Source organism: Streptomyces sp. NBC_01515 (genome assembly GCF_045040345.1).
Lineage (GTDB): Bacteria > Actinomycetota > Actinomycetes > Streptomycetales > Streptomycetaceae > Streptomyces.
Genome location: NZ_CP109416.1, coordinates 3,062,101 through 3,082,710, shown reverse-complemented (window position 1 = coordinate 3,082,710; position 20,610 = coordinate 3,062,101). Strand labels below are relative to the sequence as shown.

19 protein-coding genes and 1 pseudogene are annotated in these 20,610 nt (G+C 71.0%); 13 read left to right on the top strand and 7 right to left on the bottom strand.

Annotated features, from left to right (window positions below):
- Window positions 1–42: 42 nt before the first annotated feature.
- The 3 genes from fabG (at window position 43) to OG407_RS13600 (ending at window position 2,064) form a co-directional block, all read left to right on the top strand.
- Window positions 43–762 (top strand): 3-oxoacyl-[acyl-carrier-protein] reductase, encoded by a 720-nt coding sequence (fabG, locus tag OG407_RS13610; protein ID WP_405857988.1) that lies wholly within the window; start codon window positions 43–45, stop codon window positions 760–762.
- A 5-nt stretch (window positions 763–767) separates the two neighbouring features.
- Window positions 768–1,535: an enoyl-ACP reductase FabI gene (gene fabI, locus OG407_RS13605; RefSeq protein WP_365309025.1), complete on the top strand. Its 768-nt coding sequence runs from the start codon at window positions 768–770 to the stop codon at window positions 1,533–1,535.
- A 175-nt stretch (window positions 1,536–1,710) separates the two neighbouring features.
- The gene (locus OG407_RS13600) at window positions 1,711–2,064 is read left to right on the top strand and encodes a hypothetical protein (protein WP_405857986.1); all 354 of its coding nucleotides are present in this window, start codon (window positions 1,711–1,713) and stop codon (window positions 2,062–2,064) included.
- Here the strand turns inward: OG407_RS13600 and OG407_RS13595 are convergent.
- Entirely contained in the window at window positions 2,039–2,734 is a 696-nt protein-coding gene (locus OG407_RS13595) for a FadR/GntR family transcriptional regulator (protein WP_405857984.1), read from the bottom strand. The two genes, OG407_RS13600 and OG407_RS13595, sit on opposite strands and share 26 nt — an antisense overlap.
- A gap of 82 nt (window positions 2,735–2,816) precedes the next feature.
- Between OG407_RS13595 and OG407_RS13590 the strand changes: the two genes are divergently transcribed.
- The 4 genes from OG407_RS13590 (at window position 2,817) to OG407_RS13575 (ending at window position 5,474) form a co-directional block, all read left to right on the top strand.
- Complete coding sequence (locus OG407_RS13590; protein WP_405857982.1) at window positions 2,817–4,214, top strand: CynX/NimT family MFS transporter; 1,398 nt, start codon at window positions 2,817–2,819, stop codon at window positions 4,212–4,214.
- A 99-nt stretch (window positions 4,215–4,313) separates the two neighbouring features.
- A complete protein-coding gene (locus OG407_RS13585; RefSeq protein ID WP_088245544.1) occupies window positions 4,314–4,430 on the top strand; it encodes an SGM_5486 family transporter-associated protein in 117 nt (38 codons plus the stop codon).
- Window positions 4,431–4,623: 193 nt separating this feature from the next.
- Window positions 4,624–4,830, top strand: coding sequence for a hypothetical protein (locus tag OG407_RS13580; protein ID WP_019067400.1), 207 nt, complete (start codon window positions 4,624–4,626; stop codon window positions 4,828–4,830).
- 77 nt (window positions 4,831–4,907) lie between these two features.
- Complete coding sequence (locus OG407_RS13575) at window positions 4,908–5,474, top strand: SixA phosphatase family protein (RefSeq protein ID WP_405857980.1); 567 nt, start codon at window positions 4,908–4,910, stop codon at window positions 5,472–5,474.
- A 145-nt stretch (window positions 5,475–5,619) separates the two neighbouring features.
- Here OG407_RS13575 and serB read toward each other — a convergent pair whose 3' ends face one another.
- Together serB and OG407_RS13565 are read right to left on the bottom strand one after the other, a co-directional pair.
- Window positions 5,620–6,828, bottom strand: coding sequence for a phosphoserine phosphatase SerB (gene serB / locus OG407_RS13570; RefSeq protein WP_403601693.1), 1,209 nt, complete (start codon window positions 6,826–6,828; stop codon window positions 5,620–5,622).
- A gap of 1,317 nt (window positions 6,829–8,145) precedes the next feature.
- A pseudogene (locus OG407_RS13565) lies at window positions 8,146–9,828 on the bottom strand (streptophobe family protein); the annotation flags it as partial.
- A 240-nt stretch (window positions 9,829–10,068) separates the two neighbouring features.
- On the opposite strand from OG407_RS13565, the gene OG407_RS13560 reads away from it, so the two are divergent.
- Window positions 10,069–12,588, top strand: coding sequence for an FHA domain-containing protein (locus tag OG407_RS13560; protein WP_405857978.1), 2,520 nt, complete (start codon window positions 10,069–10,071; stop codon window positions 12,586–12,588).
- A gap of 102 nt (window positions 12,589–12,690) precedes the next feature.
- Here the strand turns inward: OG407_RS13560 and OG407_RS13555 are convergent, their stop codons facing one another.
- The 3 genes from OG407_RS13555 to OG407_RS13545 form a co-directional block, all read right to left on the bottom strand.
- Window positions 12,691–13,464, bottom strand: a complete 774-nt coding sequence (locus OG407_RS13555) for a transglycosylase SLT domain-containing protein (RefSeq protein WP_405857976.1) — start codon at window positions 13,462–13,464, stop codon at window positions 12,691–12,693.
- Between the two features lie 299 nt (window positions 13,465–13,763).
- Window positions 13,764–15,122 (bottom strand): S-adenosylmethionine:tRNA ribosyltransferase-isomerase, encoded by a 1,359-nt coding sequence (locus tag OG407_RS13550; RefSeq protein WP_405857974.1) that lies wholly within the window; start codon window positions 15,120–15,122, stop codon window positions 13,764–13,766.
- Window positions 15,119–15,814 carry an SDR family NAD(P)-dependent oxidoreductase gene (locus OG407_RS13545; RefSeq protein WP_405857972.1) on the bottom strand — a complete coding sequence of 232 codons (696 nt, stop codon included), beginning with the start codon at window positions 15,812–15,814 and terminating at the stop codon, window positions 15,119–15,121. The genes OG407_RS13550 and OG407_RS13545 overlap by 4 nt, the downstream gene beginning before the upstream one ends.
- A gap of 185 nt (window positions 15,815–15,999) precedes the next feature.
- Here OG407_RS13545 and OG407_RS13540 point away from each other — a divergent pair, with 185 nt between their 5' ends.
- The 4 genes from OG407_RS13540 to OG407_RS13525 all read left to right on the top strand — a co-directional run bounded on the left by OG407_RS13540 (window position 16,000) and on the right by OG407_RS13525 (window position 18,662).
- Window positions 16,000–17,145 (top strand): GAF domain-containing sensor histidine kinase, encoded by a 1,146-nt coding sequence (locus OG407_RS13540; protein WP_405857970.1) that lies wholly within the window; start codon window positions 16,000–16,002, stop codon window positions 17,143–17,145.
- A complete protein-coding gene (locus OG407_RS13535) occupies window positions 17,138–17,779 on the top strand; it encodes a response regulator transcription factor (RefSeq protein WP_328684197.1) in 642 nt (213 codons plus the stop codon). The genes OG407_RS13540 and OG407_RS13535 overlap by 8 nt, the downstream gene beginning before the upstream one ends.
- 181 nt (window positions 17,780–17,960) lie before the next feature.
- Entirely contained in the window at window positions 17,961–18,200 is a 240-nt protein-coding gene (locus OG407_RS13530) for a chaplin (RefSeq protein ID WP_328684198.1), read from the top strand.
- 222 nt (window positions 18,201–18,422) lie between these two features.
- Window positions 18,423–18,662 carry a chaplin family protein gene (locus tag OG407_RS13525; RefSeq protein WP_365309011.1) on the top strand — a complete coding sequence of 80 codons (240 nt, stop codon included), beginning with the start codon at window positions 18,423–18,425 and terminating at the stop codon, window positions 18,660–18,662.
- Window positions 18,663–18,871: 209 nt separating this feature from the next.
- On the opposite strand, the gene OG407_RS13520 is transcribed toward OG407_RS13525, so the two are convergent.
- Window positions 18,872–19,660, bottom strand: coding sequence for a hypothetical protein (locus OG407_RS13520; RefSeq protein WP_063746274.1), 789 nt, complete (start codon window positions 19,658–19,660; stop codon window positions 18,872–18,874).
- Window positions 19,661–19,792: 132 nt separating this feature from the next.
- Here OG407_RS13520 and OG407_RS13515 point away from each other — a divergent pair, with 132 nt between their 5' ends.
- Entirely contained in the window at window positions 19,793–20,584 is a 792-nt protein-coding gene (locus OG407_RS13515; RefSeq protein WP_327405090.1) for an ABC transporter ATP-binding protein, read from the top strand.
- Window positions 20,585–20,610: the final 26 nt, after the last annotated feature.

Sequence of the window (20,610 nt, the reverse complement as noted above, 5' to 3'; positions counted from 1 at the left end):
TACCGGGCAGGCGTGCAGGACCGCTATCGAAAGGGTGATCCGTTGAGCCGCTCGGTTCTCGTCACCGGAGGCAACCGGGGCATCGGCCTCGCCATCGCCCGTGCGTTCGCCGACGCCGGCGACAAGGTCGCCTTCACCTACCGCTCGGGAGAGCCGCCGGCCGCCTTGCTGGAATTGGGCTGCCTGGCCGTGAAGTGCGACATCACCGACTCCGAGCAGGTGGAGCAGGCCTACAAGGAGATCGAGGCCGAGCACGGCCCGGTCGAGGTCCTGATCGCCAACGCCGGCGTCACCAAGGACCAGCTCCTGATGCGCATGTCCGAGGACGACTTCACCTCGGTCATCGACACGAACCTCACCGGCACCTTCCGCGTCGTCAAGCGCGCCAACCGCGCGATGCTGCGCGCCAAGAAGGGCCGCGTCGTGCTGATCTCGTCGGTCGTCGGCCTGATGGGCGGCCCCGGCCAGTCGAACTACGCCGCCTCCAAGGCCGCCCTCGTCGGCTTCGCGCGCTCCCTCGCCCGTGAGCTGGGCTCGCGGAACATCACCTTCAACGTCGTCGCGCCCGGCTTCGTCGACACCGACATGACCAAGGTGCTCACCGACGAGCAGCGTGAGGGCATCGTCAAGCAGGTGCCGCTCGGCCGTTACGCGCAGCCCGAGGAGGTCGCCGCGACGGTGCGGTTCCTGGCCTCGGACGACGCCTCGTACATCACTGGAGCCGTCATCCCCGTAGACGGCGGACTGGGAATGGGTCACTGATCACCATGAGCGGAATTCTCGAGGGCAAGCGCGTCCTGATCTCCGGTGTGCTGCTGGAGTCCTCCATCGCCTTCCACGCCGCCAAGCAGGCCCAGGAGCAGGGCGCCGAGATCATCCTGACCGCGTTCCCGCGGCCCACGCTGACCGAGCGCATCGCCAAGAAGCTCCCCAAGCCCACCAAGGTCATCGAGCTCGACGTCACCAACGACGAGCACCTGGCGCGCCTTGCCGACATCGTGGGCGAGGAGCTGGGCGGCCTGGACGGTGTCGTGCACTCCATCGGGTTCGCGCCGCCGGACGCGCTCGGCGGCAACTTCCTCAACACGCCGTTCGCGTCGGTCGCCACGGCGATGCACGTCTCGGCGTTCTCCCTGAAGTCGCTGACCACGGCCTGCCTGCCGCTGATGCAGAACGGCGGCTCGGTCGTCGGCCTCACCTTCGACGCGTCCTTCGCGTGGCCGCAGTACGACTGGATGGGCCCGGCCAAGGCCGCCCTGGAGGCCACCAGCCGCTACCTCGCCCGCGATCTGGGCAAGCAGAACATCCGCTGCAACCTCGTCTCCGCGGGCCCGCTCGGCTCGATGGCCGCCAAGTCCATCCCCGGCTTCAGCGAGCTGGCCTCCGTGTGGGACAACCGCTCCCCCCTGGAGTGGGACCTCAACGACCCGGAGCCGGCCGGCAAGGCCATCGTCGCCCTCCTGAGCGACTGGTTCCCGAAGACCACCGGCGAGATCGTCCACGTGGACGGCGGCCTGCACGCCATCGGAGCCTGACCTCCCGGCCCGGCCTCTCCTACGGCGTCGACGCCCCGTTTCCCGCACCGCGCGGGGAGCGGGGCGTCACCCGTTCGGCCCCTCCGGCCGGGCGGGGGCAGGGCACAACCGCGCACTCTGGATTACGCGTTCACCACGCGATTCCCTCCCCAGCACTGCCGAGGAGGTTTCCCTTGTGCGTCTGTCCCGCAGCCTGGCCTCAGTGACCGTCGCCGTCGCGCTCGTCATCTCCCTGGCGTACGAGGCGACGCCCCACGCACGCGTGGAGGCCCGAAAACCGGCCCCACCCCAGCTGTTCGGCGCCGACTGCCGCACCGCCGTCCACGGCTCGCAAGTGATCGCGTACTGCCACAACCCGTACCCCCGGACCGACCGCGTCAGCCTGCACATCGAGTGCGACCGCTGGTGGGACATCGACAGCGACGGCATCGCGACCGACGCCGGACCGGCACAGACCGTACGGCTCACCGGCCGCTGCTGGGAGGACGTCCGCGCGGTGTGGGTCAGCCACCAGAAGCGGGCGAGCTGAGCCTCCCCGGGCGGCACACGAACGGATAGCCGGCCGCCTCCACCGCGGCCGCCCGCGCGTCACCCGTGCGGATCGCGTCCACCAGCCGCGTGTGATCCATGTACGTCTCCGGAGTCAGCGCCTCGCCGACGTCCGCGCGCAGCCAGTCCCGCAGCACCTCGCCCAGGTCGGCGTACATCGCCGTCATGACGTCGTTGTGCGAGGCCGCCACCACGGCCATGTGCAGGGTCGCGTCGGCCGTCACGAAGGCCTCCGTGTCGCCCGATGCCCAGGCCTCCTCACGGCGTACGAGGAGGGCGTCCAGCTGCTTGAGGTCCTTCTCGGTGCGCCGCTCGGCCGCCAGCTGCGCCGCCGACGACTCCAGCGTGGAGCGCAGTTCGGCGATGTGCCGGGGGTCGGCGTCCGCGAAGCGGCGGTGCATCACGCCGGCCAGCTCGCTCGTCGCCACGACGTACGTGCCGGAGCCCTGGCGGATGTCCAGCAGGCCGTTGTGCGCGAGCGCGCGGACGGCCTCGCGGACCGTGTTGCGGGCGACCCCGAGCTGCTCGACCAGCTCCGGCTCGGTCGGGATCCGGGAGCCGACCGGCCACTCGCCCGAGGTGATCTGGTTCCGCAGTGAGGCGATGACCTGCTCGGACAGCGCCGAACGACGGGGATGGCTCAGGGGCATGGCACACCTTCGCATGGGCGGGGCGGGAGCGGGCCACCCGGGGATGGACAACCAATCATCCCATCATTCTATGATGGGCAGCATGGCAAGCGAGGAAACCCGGACACTGAAGTCCACGACGAACGTCAGCGGCAACGTCGGCAGCTCCGCCGCGAGCGACTCCCCGGCGCCGACAGGGGAGCAGACCGGGAAAGCGTCCACGCGCGCGTGGACGACGCGTCTGCTCGTCCTCGGTATCGTGCTGGCCGCGCTGAACCTCCGCCCCGCCATCACCAGCCTCGGCGCCCTCCTCGAAGAGGTCCGCGACGGGCTCGGCATGAGCGGCAGCGTCGCCGGACTGCTCACCTCCGTACCCCCGCTGTGCTTCGCCGTCTTCGGCGTCATGGCCCCGCGCCTCGCCCGCCGCTTCGGCCCCGCCGCGGTGGTCTGCGCGGGCATGGTCCTCATCACCGCGGGCCTGCTCATACGGCCCTACATAGGCGGCACGACCGGCTTCCTGGTCGGCAGCGCGCTCGCACTCATGGGCATCGCGGTCAGCAACGTCCTGATGCCGGTGATCGTCAAGCGCTGGTTCCCGGACCGGGTCGGCTCGATGACCGGCCTGTACTCGATGGCCCTGGCCCTCGGCACGGCCTCCGCCGCCGCGGTCACCGTCCCCATCACCGATGCCCTGGGCGGCAGTTGGCGCTCCGGCCTCGCCGTGTGGGCAGCCCTGGCCGCCGCGGCCGTACTGCCGTGGATCGCTCTCGTACGACACCGGGAGGCGCCCTCCGGACCGGAGGCAGCCGGGGAACAGCGCTCCCGCGCGCGGGACGGCGCCGACGGGACACCCGCGCCCGGGACTCCGACGGCGACGCGAGCCCGCGCGCGGGAGGCCGAGCAGGCGCGGCCGGTGCTGCGGATCACCCGCAGCCGTACCGCGTGGGCGCTCGCCGTGTTCTTCGGGCTCCAGGCCACCGCCGCGTACATCACGATGGGGTGGATGGCGCAGATCTTCCGGGACGCGGGGGTCTCCGCGGGCACCGCCGGGCTGCTGCTGGCCGTCACCATGGTGATGGGTGTGCCGCTGGCGTTCGTCATCCCGCGCGTGGCCACCCGGCTGCCCCGGCAGGGCCCGATCGTGATCGCCCTCGGCGTCTGCGGCCTCGCCGGATACGCGGGCCTGTACCTCGCGCCGGCCGGCGGCGCCTGGGTCTGGGCGGTCCTGCTCGGCATCGCCAACTGCTCCTTCCCGCTGGCCCTGACGATGGTTGGGATGCGGGCCAGGACCGGTGCGGGCGTCGCCCAGTTGTCGGCCTTCGCGCAGAGCACCGGGTATCTGATCTCCATCCCGGGGCCGCTCCTGGTCGGCGTGCTCTACCAGCACAGCGGCGGCTGGGGGCTGCCGATCGCCCTCATGGCCGGGCTGATGATCCCGCAGATGGCCGTGGGCGTCCTCGCGGGCCGCAACCGCACGGTGGAGGACGAGGCGGCCCGCTGAGCCCGCCCGGGGCCCGGCCGACCTCACCCCACTGGACCTCACCCCACTGGACCTCACCCCGGCGGATCCGGTGCGGACGAAGGGTGTAAGACTTGCCGTATGCCAGTGCTCGACCCGAACCCCCAGAACGGTCAGAAGAAGATGCTGCTCGTCTTCGGCTCGTTCTTCGCCATCTTCATCGTGATCGCCATCATCGCGACGATCGCGTCGCCCTGACGGTCGCGTTTCCGTGACCGTGTGAGTACCTTCGCGGGCCGATGGTGGGGTTGTCCCCACCATCCCCTAGGGGGTGAGGCTCAGGGTCAAGTGGGTGGATCTCCGGATGGGTTGGGGGCCGCGCGTTCCGTAACTTCGAGGTGTGACCGCGAGAAGCGGATCGCGGACCACTCGGAGACCAGCGGAGGCATCCATGTCGGCCCCTACGCACACCCGGCCCCACCCGGCGACCACGGGCGGCGTCGACATCAGGCTGCCGTGGTGGGCCCTCGCCCTGCCGGCGCTCGCGTTCGTCGTGCTGCTCGTGATGATGCTCAACCCGACGGACGCGCAAGCGGCGGCCTCGGACCCGATGATCACCCATTTGTTCGAGCGCGTGCAGCAGCTCATAGCCCGCTGAGCACCCGCTGAGCACCTGCGGAGCCGCCCCGTCAACTCCCTGCGCCCCATGGCCTGTTTCATGCGAAGCTGGATCCCATGAGCGTCGCAGAATCCCGCAGGATCGTCCTCTTCCGGCATGCGAAAGCCGACTGGCCCCAGGTGACCGATCACGAGCGGCCGCTCGCTGAGCGGGGCCGCCTGGACGCGGCCACCGCCGGAAGCAGGCTGGCCGACACCGGCATCCCCTTCGATCTGGCCCTCTGCTCCACCGCGGTCCGGACCCGGGAGACCTGGAAGCTCGCCGTCCACGAACTCGCGCACCGGCCGAAAACCGTCTACGAGGAACGGCTCTACGAAGCCTCTCCCGGCGAGCTGATCGCGGTGCTGAACGAGACGCCGGACGACGCGCGGAACGTGATCCTCGTGGGCCACAACCCGAGCGTGCAGGGTCTGGCCGAGATCCTCCCCGGCGCGGAGACCGGCACAGGCAGTGGAGCGGACGCCGAAGCGGACACCGGTACGGGCAGCGCCGAGGCTCGCGAATGGCTGAAGCAGCGTGGGTTCGCGGCGGCCGGTTTCGCCGTGCTGTCCTTCACCGGATCCTGGAAGGCGCTGGAGCCGGGTGTGGCGACGCTGGACGACTACTGGGCGCCGTCGGAGTAGTCCACGTTCCACGTGTCCAAGTCCAAGTAGTCGAACCGACCGCGCACGACAATCGGAACCGACCGTGCACGACAAGGGGCCCGGCACCGCGCGGTGCCGGGCCCCGAAGGTATGGAAAGTCGTCGGTATGGAAAGTCGTCCGGGATCAGTCCTCGTCGTGCGTGTCCGCGGCCTCGACCTCTTCGCGGGTGACGCCCAGCAGATACAGCACGGTGTCGAGGAACGGCACGTTCACCGCGGTGTGCGCGGCCTGCCGTACGACAGGCTTCGCGTTGAAGGCGACACCGAGACCGGCCGCGTTGAGCATGTCCAGGTCGTTGGCGCCGTCGCCGATCGCCACGGTCTGCGCGAGCGGTACGCCCGCCTCGGCGGCGAAGCGGCGCAGGAGCCGTGCCTTGCCCGCGCGGTCGACGATCTCGCCGGTGACCCTGCCGGTCAGCTTGCCGTCGACGATCTCCAGGGTGTTGGCCTGGGCGAAGTCGAGCCCGAGCCGGTCCTTGAGGTCGTCGGTGACCTGGGTGAACCCGCCTGATACGACGCCGACTTGGTAGCCGAGCCGCTTGAGCGTACGGATGAGCGTGCGCGCCCCCGGCGTCAGGCGCACCTCGCTGCGCACCTTGTCGACGACCGAGGCGTCCAACCCTTCCAGCAGTGCCACGCGTGCGTGCAGCGACTGCTCGAAGTCCAGTTCCCCGCGCATCGCGGCGGCGGTGACCTCGGCGACCTCGTCCTCGCAGCCGGCGTGCGCGGCGAAGAGTTCGATGACCTCGTCCTGGATGAGCGTGGAATCGACGTCCATGACGACGAGCCGCTGGGCCCGCCGGTGCAGCCCCGCCGCCACGACGGCGATGTCGACGCCGAACGTCGCCGCGTGGGTGACGAGGGCGGTGCGCAGGGGCTCGGTCTCCACGCCGGACACCGCGAACTCCACTGCTGTCACGGGGTACTTGGCGAGCCGGAAGATACGGTCGATGTTGCCGCCGGCCTTGGTGATGCGGGCGGCGATCGCGGCGGTGGACTCCGCGGTGAGGGGGTGGCCGAGCACGGTCACCAGCGAACGCCCGAGCCCGCGCGGCCGGTTGTCGCCGAGGCCGGAGATGATCTCGGCCTGCATCTTCATCGACTCGGCCCAGCTGTGCACGGTGGCCCGCAGATCCCCTTCGAGCCCGGCGGGCGGCGGGGTCACGAGTGCGCACAGCACCATCCGGCCACGCGTGACGACCTGCTCGATGTCGACCACGTCGACGGAGTAGGCGGCGAGGGTGTCGAAGAGTCCGGCCGTGATACCCGGCCTGTCCTTGCCGAAGATCTTGACGAGGAGAGTGGGGACGTCAGAGGTCTGCGAAGCGCTCATGATGCACCCACCGTATCCGGCACGGAGTGCCTTATGCCGCAGAGGTCCGCCTAGCGGACACGGAACAGTGGGTGTCGGGTCGGTGGCGCGAACCTTACGGGGCGATCACGGAGGGGCGGGACGGTGGTCGGGAGTGGGCCCGGGTTGGTCGCAAGTGGGCTGATGGGCGGTCGGAAGGTGTGTTGATGTGATCGTGGCGAGTGTGGCCACCGCTCGGGAATTGGCTGGTCATTGAGTGAGGGGGGACTGGTGCGGGGCCGGATGCGAGGGATACGTCCGGACGGGTGGCGCGCCGGATATGGAGCCGTTGGCCCATGGCGACGCCGCCACCCGCACTCTGGCCCGCGTCGCCCCCCGGCCCCGGCTCATCCGACGCCGGGCAGGTCCGCCGGGCACCGAAGAGGGCTCACCCGACGTGGACGTGGATCACCGCCGACCCTTGGGCTTCCCTGGGGGTGGCGGCGCTGCTGGCGGGGGCGGAGGAGGTTGCTGCCCACCATCCGAGTCGTCCTCCGGCCAGTCCCGCGAACGCGACCCGGGCCGACGCCGAGGCGGCCGCGACGGCGGCTCGTAGGACTGGGCCATGGTCGGAGCGCCGTACATGTCGGCGGGCGGCGAAGGGATGCCGGGTGCCTGCGGGTCGCGGTAGGGACGAGTGCCGTCGTCCGGCGGGACAGCTCCGCCCGGCTGCGAGCTCCCGGAGTACGGGCCAACTCCACCGGGCCCTACGGCTCCGGGTGCGGGACCGGCCCCGAACTGCCCTGCGTTTCCCGGAGGTTGAGGGGCATCGCCGGGCCGTGAGCCTCCGCTCGGCGGCCGACCACCTTCCTGCGGCGACCGCGCACTTGGCGGCCATGCGGCCTGCGTCGGTGATCCGGCGTCCGGTGGCCGGGCCGGTCCGCGGGGTCGGGGCCCAACATCTGGTCCCGCATCTCCCGGTGGCTGCGCGGCATTTGAAGCCCGCGGACCTCCGCCAGGCGGCCGACCACCTCCCTGAGGCGCCCCCGCGTCCGGCGGCCACCCAGGCCCACGGGACCGAGCCCCACCACCCGGCCCTGCACCGCCAGTCCCGGAAGCACCCGGCCCTGCACCGCCTGCCCGTGAACCACCCGGCCCAGAACCACCCGACCCCGCCCTACCAGACCCCGACCCCCTGGCCCCCGCCGCACCCCCCTGCCCCGGCGACTTCCCGCCAGGCCAAGCCCCACCAGGCGGCGCCGGCCTACGGTCCTCCGGTTGCCGTAGCTCATCCGGCAGTTGCAGATACGGGTTGGTCGCAGGATTCGGCGCCCGGTAAGGCGAACTCGGCGCGTAGGGCCCCGAGTCCCCAGCAGTCTCCGGACGCCCTGCGTCTCCCGCACCCCCCGCAGCCTGCGCATGCTCCGGATAACCCGGCTGCCCCGACGCCCAGGCATCCGACCCTGTCCCTGTCCCTGTCCCCGACCCCGACCCCGACCCCGACCCCGACCCCGACCCCGACCCCGACCCCGACCCCGACCCTGAACCCGTCCCTGACCCTGAACCGGTCCCTGACCCCGACCCCGGCGTCACCCCCAAGTCACCCCGTGCCAACCCCGAAGCGTGCCTCCCCGCAGCCCCCGTCGCATACGCGAGCAACCCCCCGACACCGCCCGCGCCCGCCCCCCACACCGCACCCAGCACCAACGCCATGCCCAGGTGCCCGTGCAGCTCGATCCCCGCGCCGAACGCGTCGAAGCCCAGTACCGACAGTGACGCGTCCACCGACACGTCCGTCAGCCAGGCCAGCAGCGGCAACGTCAGTGCGGTGACGACCCCGAGCCGTACAGCACACCGCCCGGCGAAACCGAGAGCACTCCCGCGACCCCCCGTACCACCATGATCGGAGCCACCCCCCGCCCCCGCTCCCCAGGGCGTCCGTACCGCCGTCAACACCCCCGCCAGCAGCATCATCAACGCCGCCGCGACCCCCAACAGCCAAACCCGGCCGTCCAGTTCGGCCAGTCGCCCCAAGGTCACAGGCTGGTTGGACTTCACGCTGAGGAGTTGGTCCAGGGGGTGGGGGAGGAGCTTCGCGAGTTCGCCCGTCGCCCTGCCGTCCCAGGGGACGAAGAGGCCGATCGGGATGCCGAGCCAAACCCCGTTGGGGGCGCCCAGCAGGGCCGCGCCGGCGATGCGCTTCGGGTGGTCGTCGCCGATCGCCGCGTACGCCGCCGCCGCGAGGCCCGCCGCCACCGCGACCAGCAGGACCGCCACGAGCGCGGACGCGGCCGGGCGTACGACGCGGTGGACGGCCTCCCAACCGCGCGGCAAAGGAGTTCGGCGGGATGCCAGCAGGGCGATCAGCAGGATGCCGGCCGACCAGCCGAGGCCGCCCAGCAGCGTCGGCGCGGTGTCGACCGTGAAGCCGACCGCCGCCTTCGCCTTGACCAGGTCGCTGATCTTTCCCGGGAGCAGGCCGCCGATGTCACCGATGTCGCCGAGGCCGGGGATGTTCAGCCCGCCGCCGTTGCCGCCACCGCCGCCTGTCAGTTTGTCCAGGCCCAGCTTGCTGCCGTCGATCGTGATGACGTCGTGGCCCGCCCAGGCCAGCCCGCCCAGCATCGCCACGAAGAGCGCGATCACCGAGCCCGCGCGCGCGAGGAGTTCGGCCGGGGCGATCACAACTCCGGCCGCCCGCAGGGATCGCAGGAAGAAGTACGACAGGAGGAGAGCGCCCACCAGGCTCACGCCCAGCGGGGTGATCGTCACCGCCGTCGTCGCCTGGGCGCCGGTCAGGCCGAAAGCCGACACGTCGCCGGTCGGGGTGACCGAGCCGCCCGCTCCGAGGGCCACCACCGCCGCGGTCATCGGGCCGAGCGAGCCCGTCGCGTCGGCGCCCAGCAGGTGCAGGCCGAGCGCGGCCGTGCCCGCCATGCCGATCAGGGCCCAGCTCACCGCTGCGATCGCGGACAGGAGGACGTCGATCCAGGGCACCCTCGTGTCGTAGTTCGCCGTCCTGACGCTCGTCGCCGAGTTCATGGCAGACCCCCCGATCCGCGGCGCGGTGCGGACACCACGCATGTCCCCCTCGCGTGGATTACCACTCTCCGGGCCGGTTTCAACCCCGTCAACGGAACCGACGGAAGCGTATGGACGTGGTCTTCACAAGGCCCGACTTTCGGTCAGGGGGTGCAGCCTGAAATAGTTCCCGACGATGTTCGCCATCCCTAGACTCCCTGTGATGGGGGTAACTCGGGGGACTACTCAGTGGGGCATGGAGTGCCGGAACTCGTACTGGAATTGAATGGACGGACCTGGACGCTCGACGCGTCCAGGCCCTACACCCTCGGACGTGATCCGCAGGGGGACGTCGTGGTCGACGACGCCAGGGTCTCCTGGCGGCACGCCACGATCAGCTGGGGCGGCCGGAGTTGGGTCATCGACGACCACGGCAGCACCAACGGCACGTTCGTGCAGGGCCAGCGCATCCATCAGATGGAGATCGGCCCGGGCTCGTCCGTGTACCTGGGCAACGCGACCGACGGCCCGCGCCTGAACCTCTCCGGCGCCGCGGCCGCCGTAGCGACTCCGCAGGCCCAGCCGCAGCAACAGCCGTACGCCGCACAGGGAGCGGGCCCCGGCTGGGCGCAGCAGGCACCGTCGCAGCAGGCCCCGGCGCAGACGCCCGAGCAGCAGCGTTATCAGCCGCCGCCGGCCGCCGCGAACATTCCGCCGCAGCAGGGATCCGGCGTCGGCGCGGGGGCGCCGTCGGTCTACGGCGACCGCAGCCCGACCACGTTCCACCAGTTCTCGCTGGGGCGCGTGATGCGCATCGGCCGTGCGCTGGAGAACGAGTTGGTGGTCTCCGACCTCCAAGTCTCGCGCCACCACGCCGAGTTCCACGCGACGCCCGACGGCCGCTTCGAGATCCGTGACCTGGGCTCGCACAACGGCACGTACGTCAACGGCCAGCCGATCACCAAGGGCGGCTCCGCGCTGCTCGGCCCGAACGACATCGTCGGCGTCGGCCACTCGACGTTCCGGCTGGTCGGGGACCGGCTCGAAGAGTTCGTCGACACCGGTGAAGTCTCCTTCTCCGCCCGGCACTTGACCGTCGAGGTCGACGGCGGCAAGCAGATCCTCAAGGACGTCTCCTTCGGCGTACCGGAGAAGTCGCTGATCGCGGTCATCGGCCCGTCGGGCTCCGGCAAGTCGACCCTGCTCAAGGCGCTCACCGGCTACCGGCCCGCCAACCAGGGCGACGTCCTCTACGACAACCGGAACCTCTACAAGCAGTTCGCCGAGCTGCGCCAGCGCATCGGTCTGGTTCCGCAGGACGACATCCTGCACAAGGAACTGACCGTCAAGAAGGCCCTCAAGTACGCGGCCAAGCTGCGCTTCCCCGCCGACACCACCGGCGCCGAGCGCGAGGCCCGTATCGACGAGGTGCTGCGCGAGCTGAAGCTCGACATCCACAAAGAGAAGAAGATCACCTCCCTCTCCGGCGGCCAGCGCAAGCGCGTCTCGGTGGCCCTGGAACTCCTCACCAAGCCCTCGCTGATCTTCCTGGACGAGCCCACCTCGGGCCTCGACCCGGGCATGGACCGCGATGTCATGCAGCTGCTGCGCGGCCTCGCCGACGACGGCCGCACGGTCCTCGTCGTCACCCACTCCGTGGCCGAACTGGCGATCTGCGACAAGCTGTTGGTGATGGCGCCGGGCGGCTCCGTCGCCTACTTCGGCCCGCCGGAGGAGGCGCTGAACTTCTTCGGCTACGACACCTGGGCCGACGTCTTCTCCGCCTTCGAGAACTACCGCGACTACGACTGGGCGGGCCGCTGGAAGGGCTCGCAGCACTACCAGATGTACGCCGCGGACATCGACGCGATCGCACCGCAGTCCGTACAGATGCCGCCGATGCAGGCGATGAAGCCGCCGAAGCCGCAGGGCTGGATGTCGCAGTTCGTCACGCTGGTGCGCCGCTACGTCTCGGTGATCGCCTCCGACAAGGGCTTCCTGGCGCTGATGGTGATCCTGCCGGGCGTCCTCGGCGCGGTGAGCCTGCTCATCGACTCGGGCAACAGCCTGCTGCCCAACCCGCCCCGGGCGAACGGCAACACCATCCCGAACGGCACGGCCACCACGGTCCTGCTGATCCTCGCGGTCGGCGCGTGCTTCGCCGGTGCGGCCAACTCCGTCCGTGAGCTGATCAAGGAACGGGTCATCTACGAACGGGAGCGCGCCACCGGCCTGTCCCGTTCCGCGTACCTGATGTCCAAGGTGTTCGTGCTCGGCGTGATCACCGCGCTGCAGGGCCTGATGGTCGGTGTCATCGGCTTCGCCAGCCGCGAGATCCCCAAGCAGGGCCTGGTGCTCGGCAGCCAGACCATGTTCGAGCTCTGCATCCCGATCATGGGTCTCGGCTTCACCGCGATGATGTTCGGCCTGATCATCTCCTCGCTGGTGAAGACGGCCGAGAAGACCATGCCGCTGCTGGTCATGTTCGCGATCATCCAGGTCGTGTTCACCGGCTGCCTGTTCACCCTGAACGGCGCGGTCGGCGTCAACCAGTTCTCGTTCCTGATGCCCTCGCGCTGGGCGGTCGGCGCCGCGGGCGCCACGCTGGACTTCAACAAGATCAGTCCGCCCAAGCCCGGCGACAGCACCGACCCGCTGTGGGAGCACACCGTCGGCGCCTGGGGCATGGACATGGCCGCCCTGATCGTCCTCGGCGTGATCTGCGGCTTCTTCGTGGCCCGCTTCCTGCGCCGCCACGAGCCCGAGGTCATGCGCAAGTAGTCGTTCCCGTACGACGCCGAAGGGCGGCACCCCTCACACGGGTGCCGCCCTTCGGCGTCGATACCGAGACCCAGAGGTCCGCCGGAGGCCTCGGTACGCGTCTCAGTACGCGCTGTTGACGTTGTCGATCGAGCCGTACCGGTCGGCCGCGTAGTTCGCCGCGGCGGTGATGTTGGCGACCGGGTCGTAGATGTTCGTCGAGGTACCGGAGACGTGGTACGCGTTGAACGTCGGCTGGATGACCTGGAGCAGGCCGATCGACGGGGTGCCGTTGACCGCGTTGACGTCCCAGCCGTTGATCGCGCTCGGGTTGCCCGAGGACTCCCGCATGATGTTCTTGTACAGGCCGTTGTACGAGCCCGGGATGCCCTTCTGCTTCATGATCGCGAGGGCGTGGTCGATCCAGCCGTTGAGGTTGTCGGCGTACGTCGTCGCGGCGACGGGCTGGAGCCTGACGCGCTGGCTGGAGCGGCTCGCGGCCTTCTTGGCCTTGCGCGCGGCCTCCGCCTTCTTCTTGGCGGCGGCTTCGGCGGCGGCCTTCTTCTTCGCGGCGGCGTCCACCTTGTCCTTCGCCGCCTTCGCGGCCTTCGCCTTGGCGTCGGCCTTGGCCTGGATCGCCTCGGTCTTCACGCCGGCACCGGCGAGCTGGTCGGTGACGCTGGCCTTGACGCCCTTGATGGGCTCCGTGCTGTACGTGATCTTCGCCGAGGTCGCGGCGTCGCTCGTGGTCGTCCCCGCGTCGCCGGGCACCGCGGAGAAGGCGAGGGCGGCGGCGCCGAGCGTGGCGACACCGGCGAGCGCGATCTTGTGCTGCTTCGTCAGCCTGTTCAGCTTGGTCAGGCGACTATGACCAGGAGTGTTCGAGTTCTTGGGCATGGCGGATGGACCTCTTCGAATGGCGCGGAGGTCGCTCACCGTCCGGCGGGGGACGCGGGTGCTTCCGGCACAAACGCCGCGGACGGGATCCACGGCGCTGAGCGACGGCTGCAATTCTTAGCGGCCGCAAAAACCCCTGGCAAAGGTGTGACATACGATCCCGGGTAGTTGACCGGTCCAGGGCAAAACGGGACAGACGGGACCGTCTGTCCCGCTCAGGCGGGGCGTCCATATCTCCTATGTCCGCTAGTACGTGATCTGCGCCCTATGTGCGGGCTCACATCGACCGCACATCAACCTCACCCGCAGTTGCTGAAGCAACGCGCCGCGTGAGGACCCTCCTCCGGGAGGATGAGATGCACGTCCCCGAACTCGTGCCACAGGTAGAGCCCGCGCAGCGCCTCCTCATAACTCCGGCCTACGGCGGCCCGCCCGGCGACCGCCTCCAGCATCAGCAGATGCGAGGCCTCCGGCTCGTGCAGCCCCGTCAGCAGCCCGTCCACGACCCGCACACCCCGCTCCGGCGTCACGACGAGATCCGTCCACCCCGCACGCGCGCGTACGACCCCGTCGGCCCCGGCGGCGGACTCGACGGCCCGTACGGCAGTGGTCCCGACCGCGATCACCCGCCCGTCCCCGGCCCGGGCCGCGTTGATCAACCGGGCCGACACCTCCGACACCGCGAACCGCTCCGGATACGGCGGCTCATGCGCCTCGGCCGACGCCACCCCGGTGTGCAGGGTGATCGGCGCGAACTGCACCCCGCGACTCACCAGCTCCGCGACCAGCCGCGCGGTGAAGGGCCGGGCCGCACTGGGCATCTCCGCACTGCCGGCCCCGTCCTCGGCCGGCAAGGAGAAGACCGTCTGGTAGACGGACAACGGCTGATCCCGCTCCGTATAGGAGTAGCGAATGGGGCGCCCGTGCTCCCGCAGCAGCGCGAGCACGCCTGCTCCCGATACCGATGAGCCCGACGTCGCCGGCTCCGACACCCTTGGGCGCGACACTTCCGGCCCCAGGGCTCCCGCCCCGGCCACGGGCCTCGGTACTCCCGGCCCCGGCGCCCCTGGCCCTGATGCCGCAGCCTCGGGCGTTCCTGGACGCACCACTCCAGTCCCTGGCTCCGACACCCGTCCGCTCGGCCCTCCCGGACCTGCCACTCCGATCCCGGGTACTCCGGTCCCCGCCACCCCGATCCCGGGCCCGCCCGTCCCCGCCTGTTCCTCCCCCGACACCCGCCCCCACCACAACCGCTCACCCCGCCCGCTCAGCGGCTCCTCCAGGACCAGCCGCACACCCTCGGGCAGCCGCACCTCCACGCCGGCCGGGCCGCCCGCACGCGCGCGTGTGGTGCCCTTCCCGTCCGGATCGCGCAGCTCGACCGCCCACCGCCCGTCGTCGCCCCGGGTGGAGAAATGCACCACCACGCGTGCGTGCCCGATCCACCCGTCCACCGCCGCGGCGAGCGTCGGCGACGTGTTCACGACCAGCAGATCCCCGGCCCGCAGCAGCCGCGGCAACTCCGCGAACACGTGATGCGACACCTCGGTACCCCGTGACACGAGCAGTCGTACGGCGTCCCGGTCGAGCCCGGGCCCGCGCTGCTCGACGGGCACGCGCGCGGACAGTTCCTCCGGGACCCGCACGGCCACGGTCATCGCTCCTCCAGGAGAGCCGGTGCGCCGTAGCGCCCGCTCGCCGGACGCTCGTCCAGCAGTCGTAGGAAGGCCGGCACCACGGAGGTCGGCGACGGCCGGGGATCGTCGTCGTCCGGTACGGCCGCCGCGTACAGGTCCGTGCCCATGTCCCCGGGGTCGACCGCCCACACCCGCAGCCCGGGTTCCTCGGCGGCGAGCACGGCGGCGAGATGGTCGAGGGCCGCCTTGGACGCCCCGTAGCCGCCCCACGTCTCGTACGCCTCGGCCGCCGCGTCCGAGCTGACCGCGATCACCGCGCCCGCCCGCGAGGCCCGCAGCGCCGGCAGCGCCTCCTGGACCAGCCCCAGCGCGGCCACCGCGTTCACCTCCAGCGCCCGCCGCAGCCCGTCCAGGGTCAGCTCCTCCAGGCGTACGAGCGGCTCGGCGCCCAACGCGCTCGCGTTGCTGACGACCAGGTCGACGCCGCCCAGCTTCCCCGCCGCGGCCACCAGCTCGGCCCGGTGTGCGGCGTCGGTGACATCCCCGGGAACGGCCTCCACGCGCGTGCCGTACGCGGCGACGGACACTGCGGCCTCCGTCAGCACCCCCTCGGTCCTGGCGTCGAGCACCAGGTCCCAGCCCCGCTCGGCCAGAGCCTCGGCGAGTGCCCGGCCCAGCCCCTTGGACGCCCCCGTGATGATCGCTACCGACATGACACACACGTCCCCTCGTCCATTACGCCTCCGTCGGCGTGCCCCCAACGTAGGAACGGGACCGGCCCCGCCGCGTCGGACCCGGGCCGCATCCACCGGGGCCCTTCGCCCTAGGTCCACCGGACCAGACGACGGCCGCCACCGGCCCGATCCGCGTTGTCACACCCCGCCGGTACCGTGAGGACATGAGTCAAGGTCCACGGTCCGGCCTCGCGGCGGTGAGTTCCGCGCTGCTGGCCATGAGCAGGCATCTGGAGGTGCGCGACGTCCTCAAGACGATCGTCGCCTCGGCCCGCGAGCTGCTCGACGCGCAGTACGCCGCCCTCGGCGTGCCCGACGACCACGGCGGCTTCGCCCAGTTCGTGGTCGACGGTGTCAGCGACGCCCAGTGGAAGGCCATCGGCCCGCTCCCGCGCCAGCACGGCATCCTCGCCGCGATGCTGCACGAGGCCAAGGCCGAGCGCCTCGCCGACGTCCGCGAGGACCCGCGTTTCGAGGGCTGGCCCTCGGCCCACCCCGACATGTCCGACTTCCTGGGCCTGCCCATCCGCGACGACGACGAGGTCATCGGCGCGCTGTTCCTCGCGAACAAGAACTGCCCCAAGCCGGACGGCGGTTGCGGCTTCACCGAGGAGGACGAGGAACTCCTCTCCATCCTCGCCCAGCACGCGGCCATCGCCCTCACCAACGCCCGCCTGTACGAGCGCAGCCGCGAGTTGACCATCGCCGAGGAGCGCTCCCGCCTGGCCCACGAACTGCACGACGCGGTGGCCCAGAAACTGTTCTCGCTCCGCCTCACCGCACAGGCCGCCGCCACCCTCGTGGACCGCGACCCCTCCCGCGCCAAGGGCGAACTCCAGCAGGTCGCCGCGCTCGCCGCCGAGGCCGCCGACGAACTGCGCGCCGCAGTGGTCGAGTTGCGCCCCGCCGCGCTCGACGAGGACGGCCTGATCGCCACCCTGCGCACCCAGATCCAGGTCCTCGACCGCGCCCACACCGCACGCGTGACCTTCACCGGCCGCGGCTTCCGCGCCGTTCCCGCCGCCCAGGAGGAGGCCCTGCTCCGCGTCGCCCAGGAGGCCCTGCACAACGCGCTGCGGCACTCCGGCGCGGAGCACGTCGCCGTGACCCTGGAGCGAAGCGGCTGCGGAGCGGTGCTACGGATCACCGACGACGGCAGCGGCTTCGAACCCCAGTCGATCCGCCGCGCCGGACGCCATCTCGGCCTGGTCTCCATGCGGGACCGGACCAACGGCGTCGGCGGCACGCTGACCGTGGAATCGGCGCCCGGAAAGGGCACCACGATCGAGATGGAGGTCCCCGGTGGCTGAACCCATCAAGGTGCTCATCGTCGACGACCACCAGGTCGTCCGCCGGGGCCTGCGCACCTTCCTGGAGGTGCAGGACGACATCGAGGTCGTCGGCGAGGCGGCCGACGGCGCCGAAGGAGTCGCCCGCACCGAGGAGTTGAAGCCCGACGTCGTCCTCATGGACGTCAAGATGCCGGGCATGGACGGCATCGACGCGCTGCGCCGACTCCGCGAACTCGACCTCCCCGCGCGCGTGTTGATCGTCACCAGCTTCACCGAACAGCGCACGGTGATCCCGGCCCTGCGCGCGGGCGCCGCCGGCTACGTCTACAAGGACGTGGACCCGGACGCCCTGGCCGGCGCCATCCGGTCCGTGCACGCGGGCCACATCCTGCTCCAACCCGAGGTCGCCGGCGTCCTGTTGTCCCAGGAGGAGTCCAACTCGGGGCAGGGGAGAGGCGGTTCGCTCACCGAGCGGGAGCGCGAGGTGCTCGGCCTGATCGCCGACGGCCGCTCCAACCGCGAGATAGCCCGCGCCCTGGTGCTCTCCGAGAAGACGGTCAAGACCCACGTCTCGAACATTCTGATGAAACTCGACCTGGCGGACCGCACCCAGGCCGCCCTGTTCGCCGTACGCCACGGTCTGACGCGGTGACCTGAGCGAGGTGATCCGCCGAGGTGAGCGGGGTGCGGCGGCAACACGGAGCGTCTCGTTCCGGGCTGAGATTCATACCGTCGTGGGAATGTCCCTCGAATGGCGCATCCTTCGTGGATCTCCGCCGTTCTCCAGTGCGTGCCGCGGCGCCTGCCGCGGTGATCGCTAGGAGGGCTCAGAAGTGAAGAACCTGAAGAAGGCAGCGGCCGTGACGATGGTGGCCGGCGGGCTGGTAGCCGCCGGTGCCGGGCTGGCCTCCGCCGACGGCCTGGCGAACGGCCAGGCCGCCGGTTCGCCCGGCGTGGTCTCGGGCAACGTCATCCAGGTCCCGGTGCACATCCCGGTCAACGCGGTCGGCAACAGCGTGAACGTCATCGGCGTCCTGAACCCCGCCTTCGGCAACCTGGGCGTCAACCAGTGACGCACGTCGCTCCGCGACAGTGACCTCCGGCCTCCCAGGGCACTCCCTGGGAGGCCGGTCTGCTCGTCACCTGGTCACCTGGTCACCTGGTCGGCTTGTCGCGCCAATGATCCGAACGGGCAGTCAAACGCGGATGTCCGTGCCGTTTCCGCCTTCCCCCGCGTTGATCAGCGCACGACCCGCGGCCGGGTCGGTCACGCAATCGCAGGAGGAACGCTTCCCATGAACATCGCCAAGAAGGCCGCTGTGGCCCTCACCGTCGCCGGTATCGCCGCCGGTGCCTCCGCCGGTGCCGCTTTCGCCGACGCCGGTGCCGACGGCGCGGCCGTGAAGTCCCCGGGTGTCGGTTCGGGCAACGCCGTCCAGGTCCCGGTCCACGTCCCGGTCAACGTCGTCGGTGACAGCATCAACGTCATCGGCCTGCTGAACCCCGCGTTCGGCAACAAGGGCGTCAACGGCTGACACCCACAGCACTGAAGAAGGGGCCCCACGAGTCAACGACGACTCGTGGGGCCCCTTCTTCTTGGAGCACAGGTCTTTTGGAGCACAGGCCCGCATTGTTCAGCCCGTCCGGCGTTGGAGGACGGGGCCCTTCAGGGCCGATCGGGGGTCTGAGGGCGGAGCCCCCAGAGGCGCCCACCCCAACACCGGGCACCCACGCGACGGAACATTCAGCGCACCCCCTTCTCCCGCTCCTCCACAACGGAGTTGTACGCCGCGACCTGCGCCCGCCGAGCCGTCCGCTCCACCGGCCGCAACGCCTCGGCCCGCGCCCCCATCTCGGACGCGCTCACCGCACCCCCGGGCCCGTTCTCGTACGCCACGGACACCAACAACCCCACCCGCTGCGCCAGCTCCAGCACCCGCACCGCCCGCGGCGGATACCCCGGCGCCAACACCTCCCGCCCCCGCTCCGCCCGCGCGCGATACGCGTCGACCGCCGCCTCGGCCACCGGCCCCGACCCGGCGACATCGAGCCGCGACAACACCGCCGTAGCGTCCCGTAGCGCCTCCGCCAGCTCCCGCTCGGCCTCCCCGAGCGAGGGCACATCGGCGGGCGGCGCCTCCCGCACCGGCAGGCAGTGCCACACGACCTCGACATGGACGTCACCGGCGGGACCGGCCTCGTAGACCTCGGGGACGAGGCCGAGCGCGACGCCGTAGCAGATCACCGCCTCCTCGGCCTCAAGGGCCCGGGCGTTGAAGTCGGGCGGGCCGCTGAGGCCCAGCGGGTGTCCCGAGGTGGGCAGGGCGACCCGCAGGCCGGTTGCCCCGAGGGTGCGCAGGCGCCCCAGGGCGAGGGTGAGTCCGACGGGTGCCGACTCGCCCGGCAGTCCCTCCACCCGGTGCACGGCGTCCTCGCCCACGATGGCGAGCACGGCGTCGTCCGGTGAGACAAGTCCGGCCAACAGGGCATTTCCCCAGGCGGCGAGGCGTCCTGAACGTGGTTCCGAAAGCATGGCGTCCACCCTAAGGACAGGACCGATGGAATGGACCGCCCGGCCGGTGGCGTAGATTTCTTCGAGGGCTGCGCCTACCGGCGCACGCGACAGCCGAGACAGGCCGACGATGCAATGGGAGACAGCGCGCTCATGAGCGATGTTCTGGAGCTGGAGGACGTAACCGTGGTCCGGGAGGGCCGGGCTCTGGTGGACCAGGTCTCCTGGTCGGTCAAGGAGGGCGAGCGCTGGGTCATCCTCGGCCCGAACGGCGCCGGCAAGACCACGCTCCTGAACGTCGCGTCCAGCTACCTGTTCCCCAGCAGCGGCACCGCCACCATCCTCGGCGAGACCCTCGGCAAGGTCGACGTCTTCGAACTGCGCCCCCGCATCGGCGTCGCCGGCATCGCCATGGCCGAGAAGCTCCCCAAGCGCCAGACCGTCCTCCAGACCGTCCTGACCGCCGCCTACGGCATGACCGCCGGGTGGAACGAGGACTACGAGGACATCGACGAGCAGCGCGCCCGCGCCTTCCTCGACCGCCTCGGCATGAGCGACTACCTGGACCGCAGGTTCGGCACCCTCTCCGAGGGCGAGCGCAAGCGCACCCTCATCGCCCGCGCCCTGATGACCGACCCCGAGCTGCTCCTCCTCGACGAGCCCGCCGCCGGCCTCGACCTCGGCGGCCGCGAGGACCTCGTACGCCGCCTCGGCCGCCTCGCCCGCGACCCGATCGCCCCCTCCATGATCATGGTCACGCACCATGTCGAGGAGATCGCCCCCGGCTTCACCCACGTCCTGCTGATCCGTCAGGGCAAGGTCCTCGCCGCGGGCCCGCTGGAGCTCGAACTCACCGCCCGCAACCTGTCGTTGTGCTTCGGCCTCCCGCTCATCGTGGAGCAGGTCGGCGACCGCTGGACCGCTCACGGTCTCCCCATGGCCTGAACTGCCTTGTAAGAAGCGGGTGTAGG

Coding starts and splice junctions, on each gene's coding strand:
- serB (WP_403601693.1), bottom strand. CDS start 6,828: ATGAGCGCTTCGCAGACCTCTGACGTCCCCACTCTCCTCGTCAAGATC.
- OG407_RS13580 (WP_019067400.1), top strand. CDS start 4,624: ATGTCGGCCCCTACGCACACCCGGCCCCACCCGGCGACCACGGGCGGC.
- OG407_RS13520 (WP_063746274.1), bottom strand. CDS start 19,660: ATGCTTTCGGAACCACGTTCAGGACGCCTCGCCGCCTGGGGAAATGCC.
- OG407_RS13575 (WP_405857980.1), top strand. CDS start 4,908: ATGAGCGTCGCAGAATCCCGCAGGATCGTCCTCTTCCGGCATGCGAAA.
- OG407_RS13585 (WP_088245544.1), top strand. CDS start 4,314: ATGCCAGTGCTCGACCCGAACCCCCAGAACGGTCAGAAGAAGATGCTG.
- OG407_RS13595 (WP_405857984.1), bottom strand. CDS start 2,734: ATGCCCCTGAGCCATCCCCGTCGTTCGGCGCTGTCCGAGCAGGTCATC.
- OG407_RS13545 (WP_405857972.1), bottom strand. CDS start 15,814: ATGTCGGTAGCGATCATCACGGGGGCGTCCAAGGGGCTGGGCCGGGCA.
- OG407_RS13515 (WP_327405090.1), top strand. CDS start 19,793: ATGAGCGATGTTCTGGAGCTGGAGGACGTAACCGTGGTCCGGGAGGGC.
- OG407_RS13555 (WP_405857976.1), bottom strand. CDS start 13,464: ATGCCCAAGAACTCGAACACTCCTGGTCATAGTCGCCTGACCAAGCTG.
- OG407_RS13540 (WP_405857970.1), top strand. CDS start 16,000: ATGAGTCAAGGTCCACGGTCCGGCCTCGCGGCGGTGAGTTCCGCGCTG.
- OG407_RS13550 (WP_405857974.1), bottom strand. CDS start 15,122: ATGACCGTGGCCGTGCGGGTCCCGGAGGAACTGTCCGCGCGCGTGCCC.
- OG407_RS13525 (WP_365309011.1), top strand. CDS start 18,423: ATGAACATCGCCAAGAAGGCCGCTGTGGCCCTCACCGTCGCCGGTATC.
- fabI (WP_365309025.1), top strand. CDS start 768: ATGAGCGGAATTCTCGAGGGCAAGCGCGTCCTGATCTCCGGTGTGCTG.
- OG407_RS13590 (WP_405857982.1), top strand. CDS start 2,817: ATGGCAAGCGAGGAAACCCGGACACTGAAGTCCACGACGAACGTCAGC.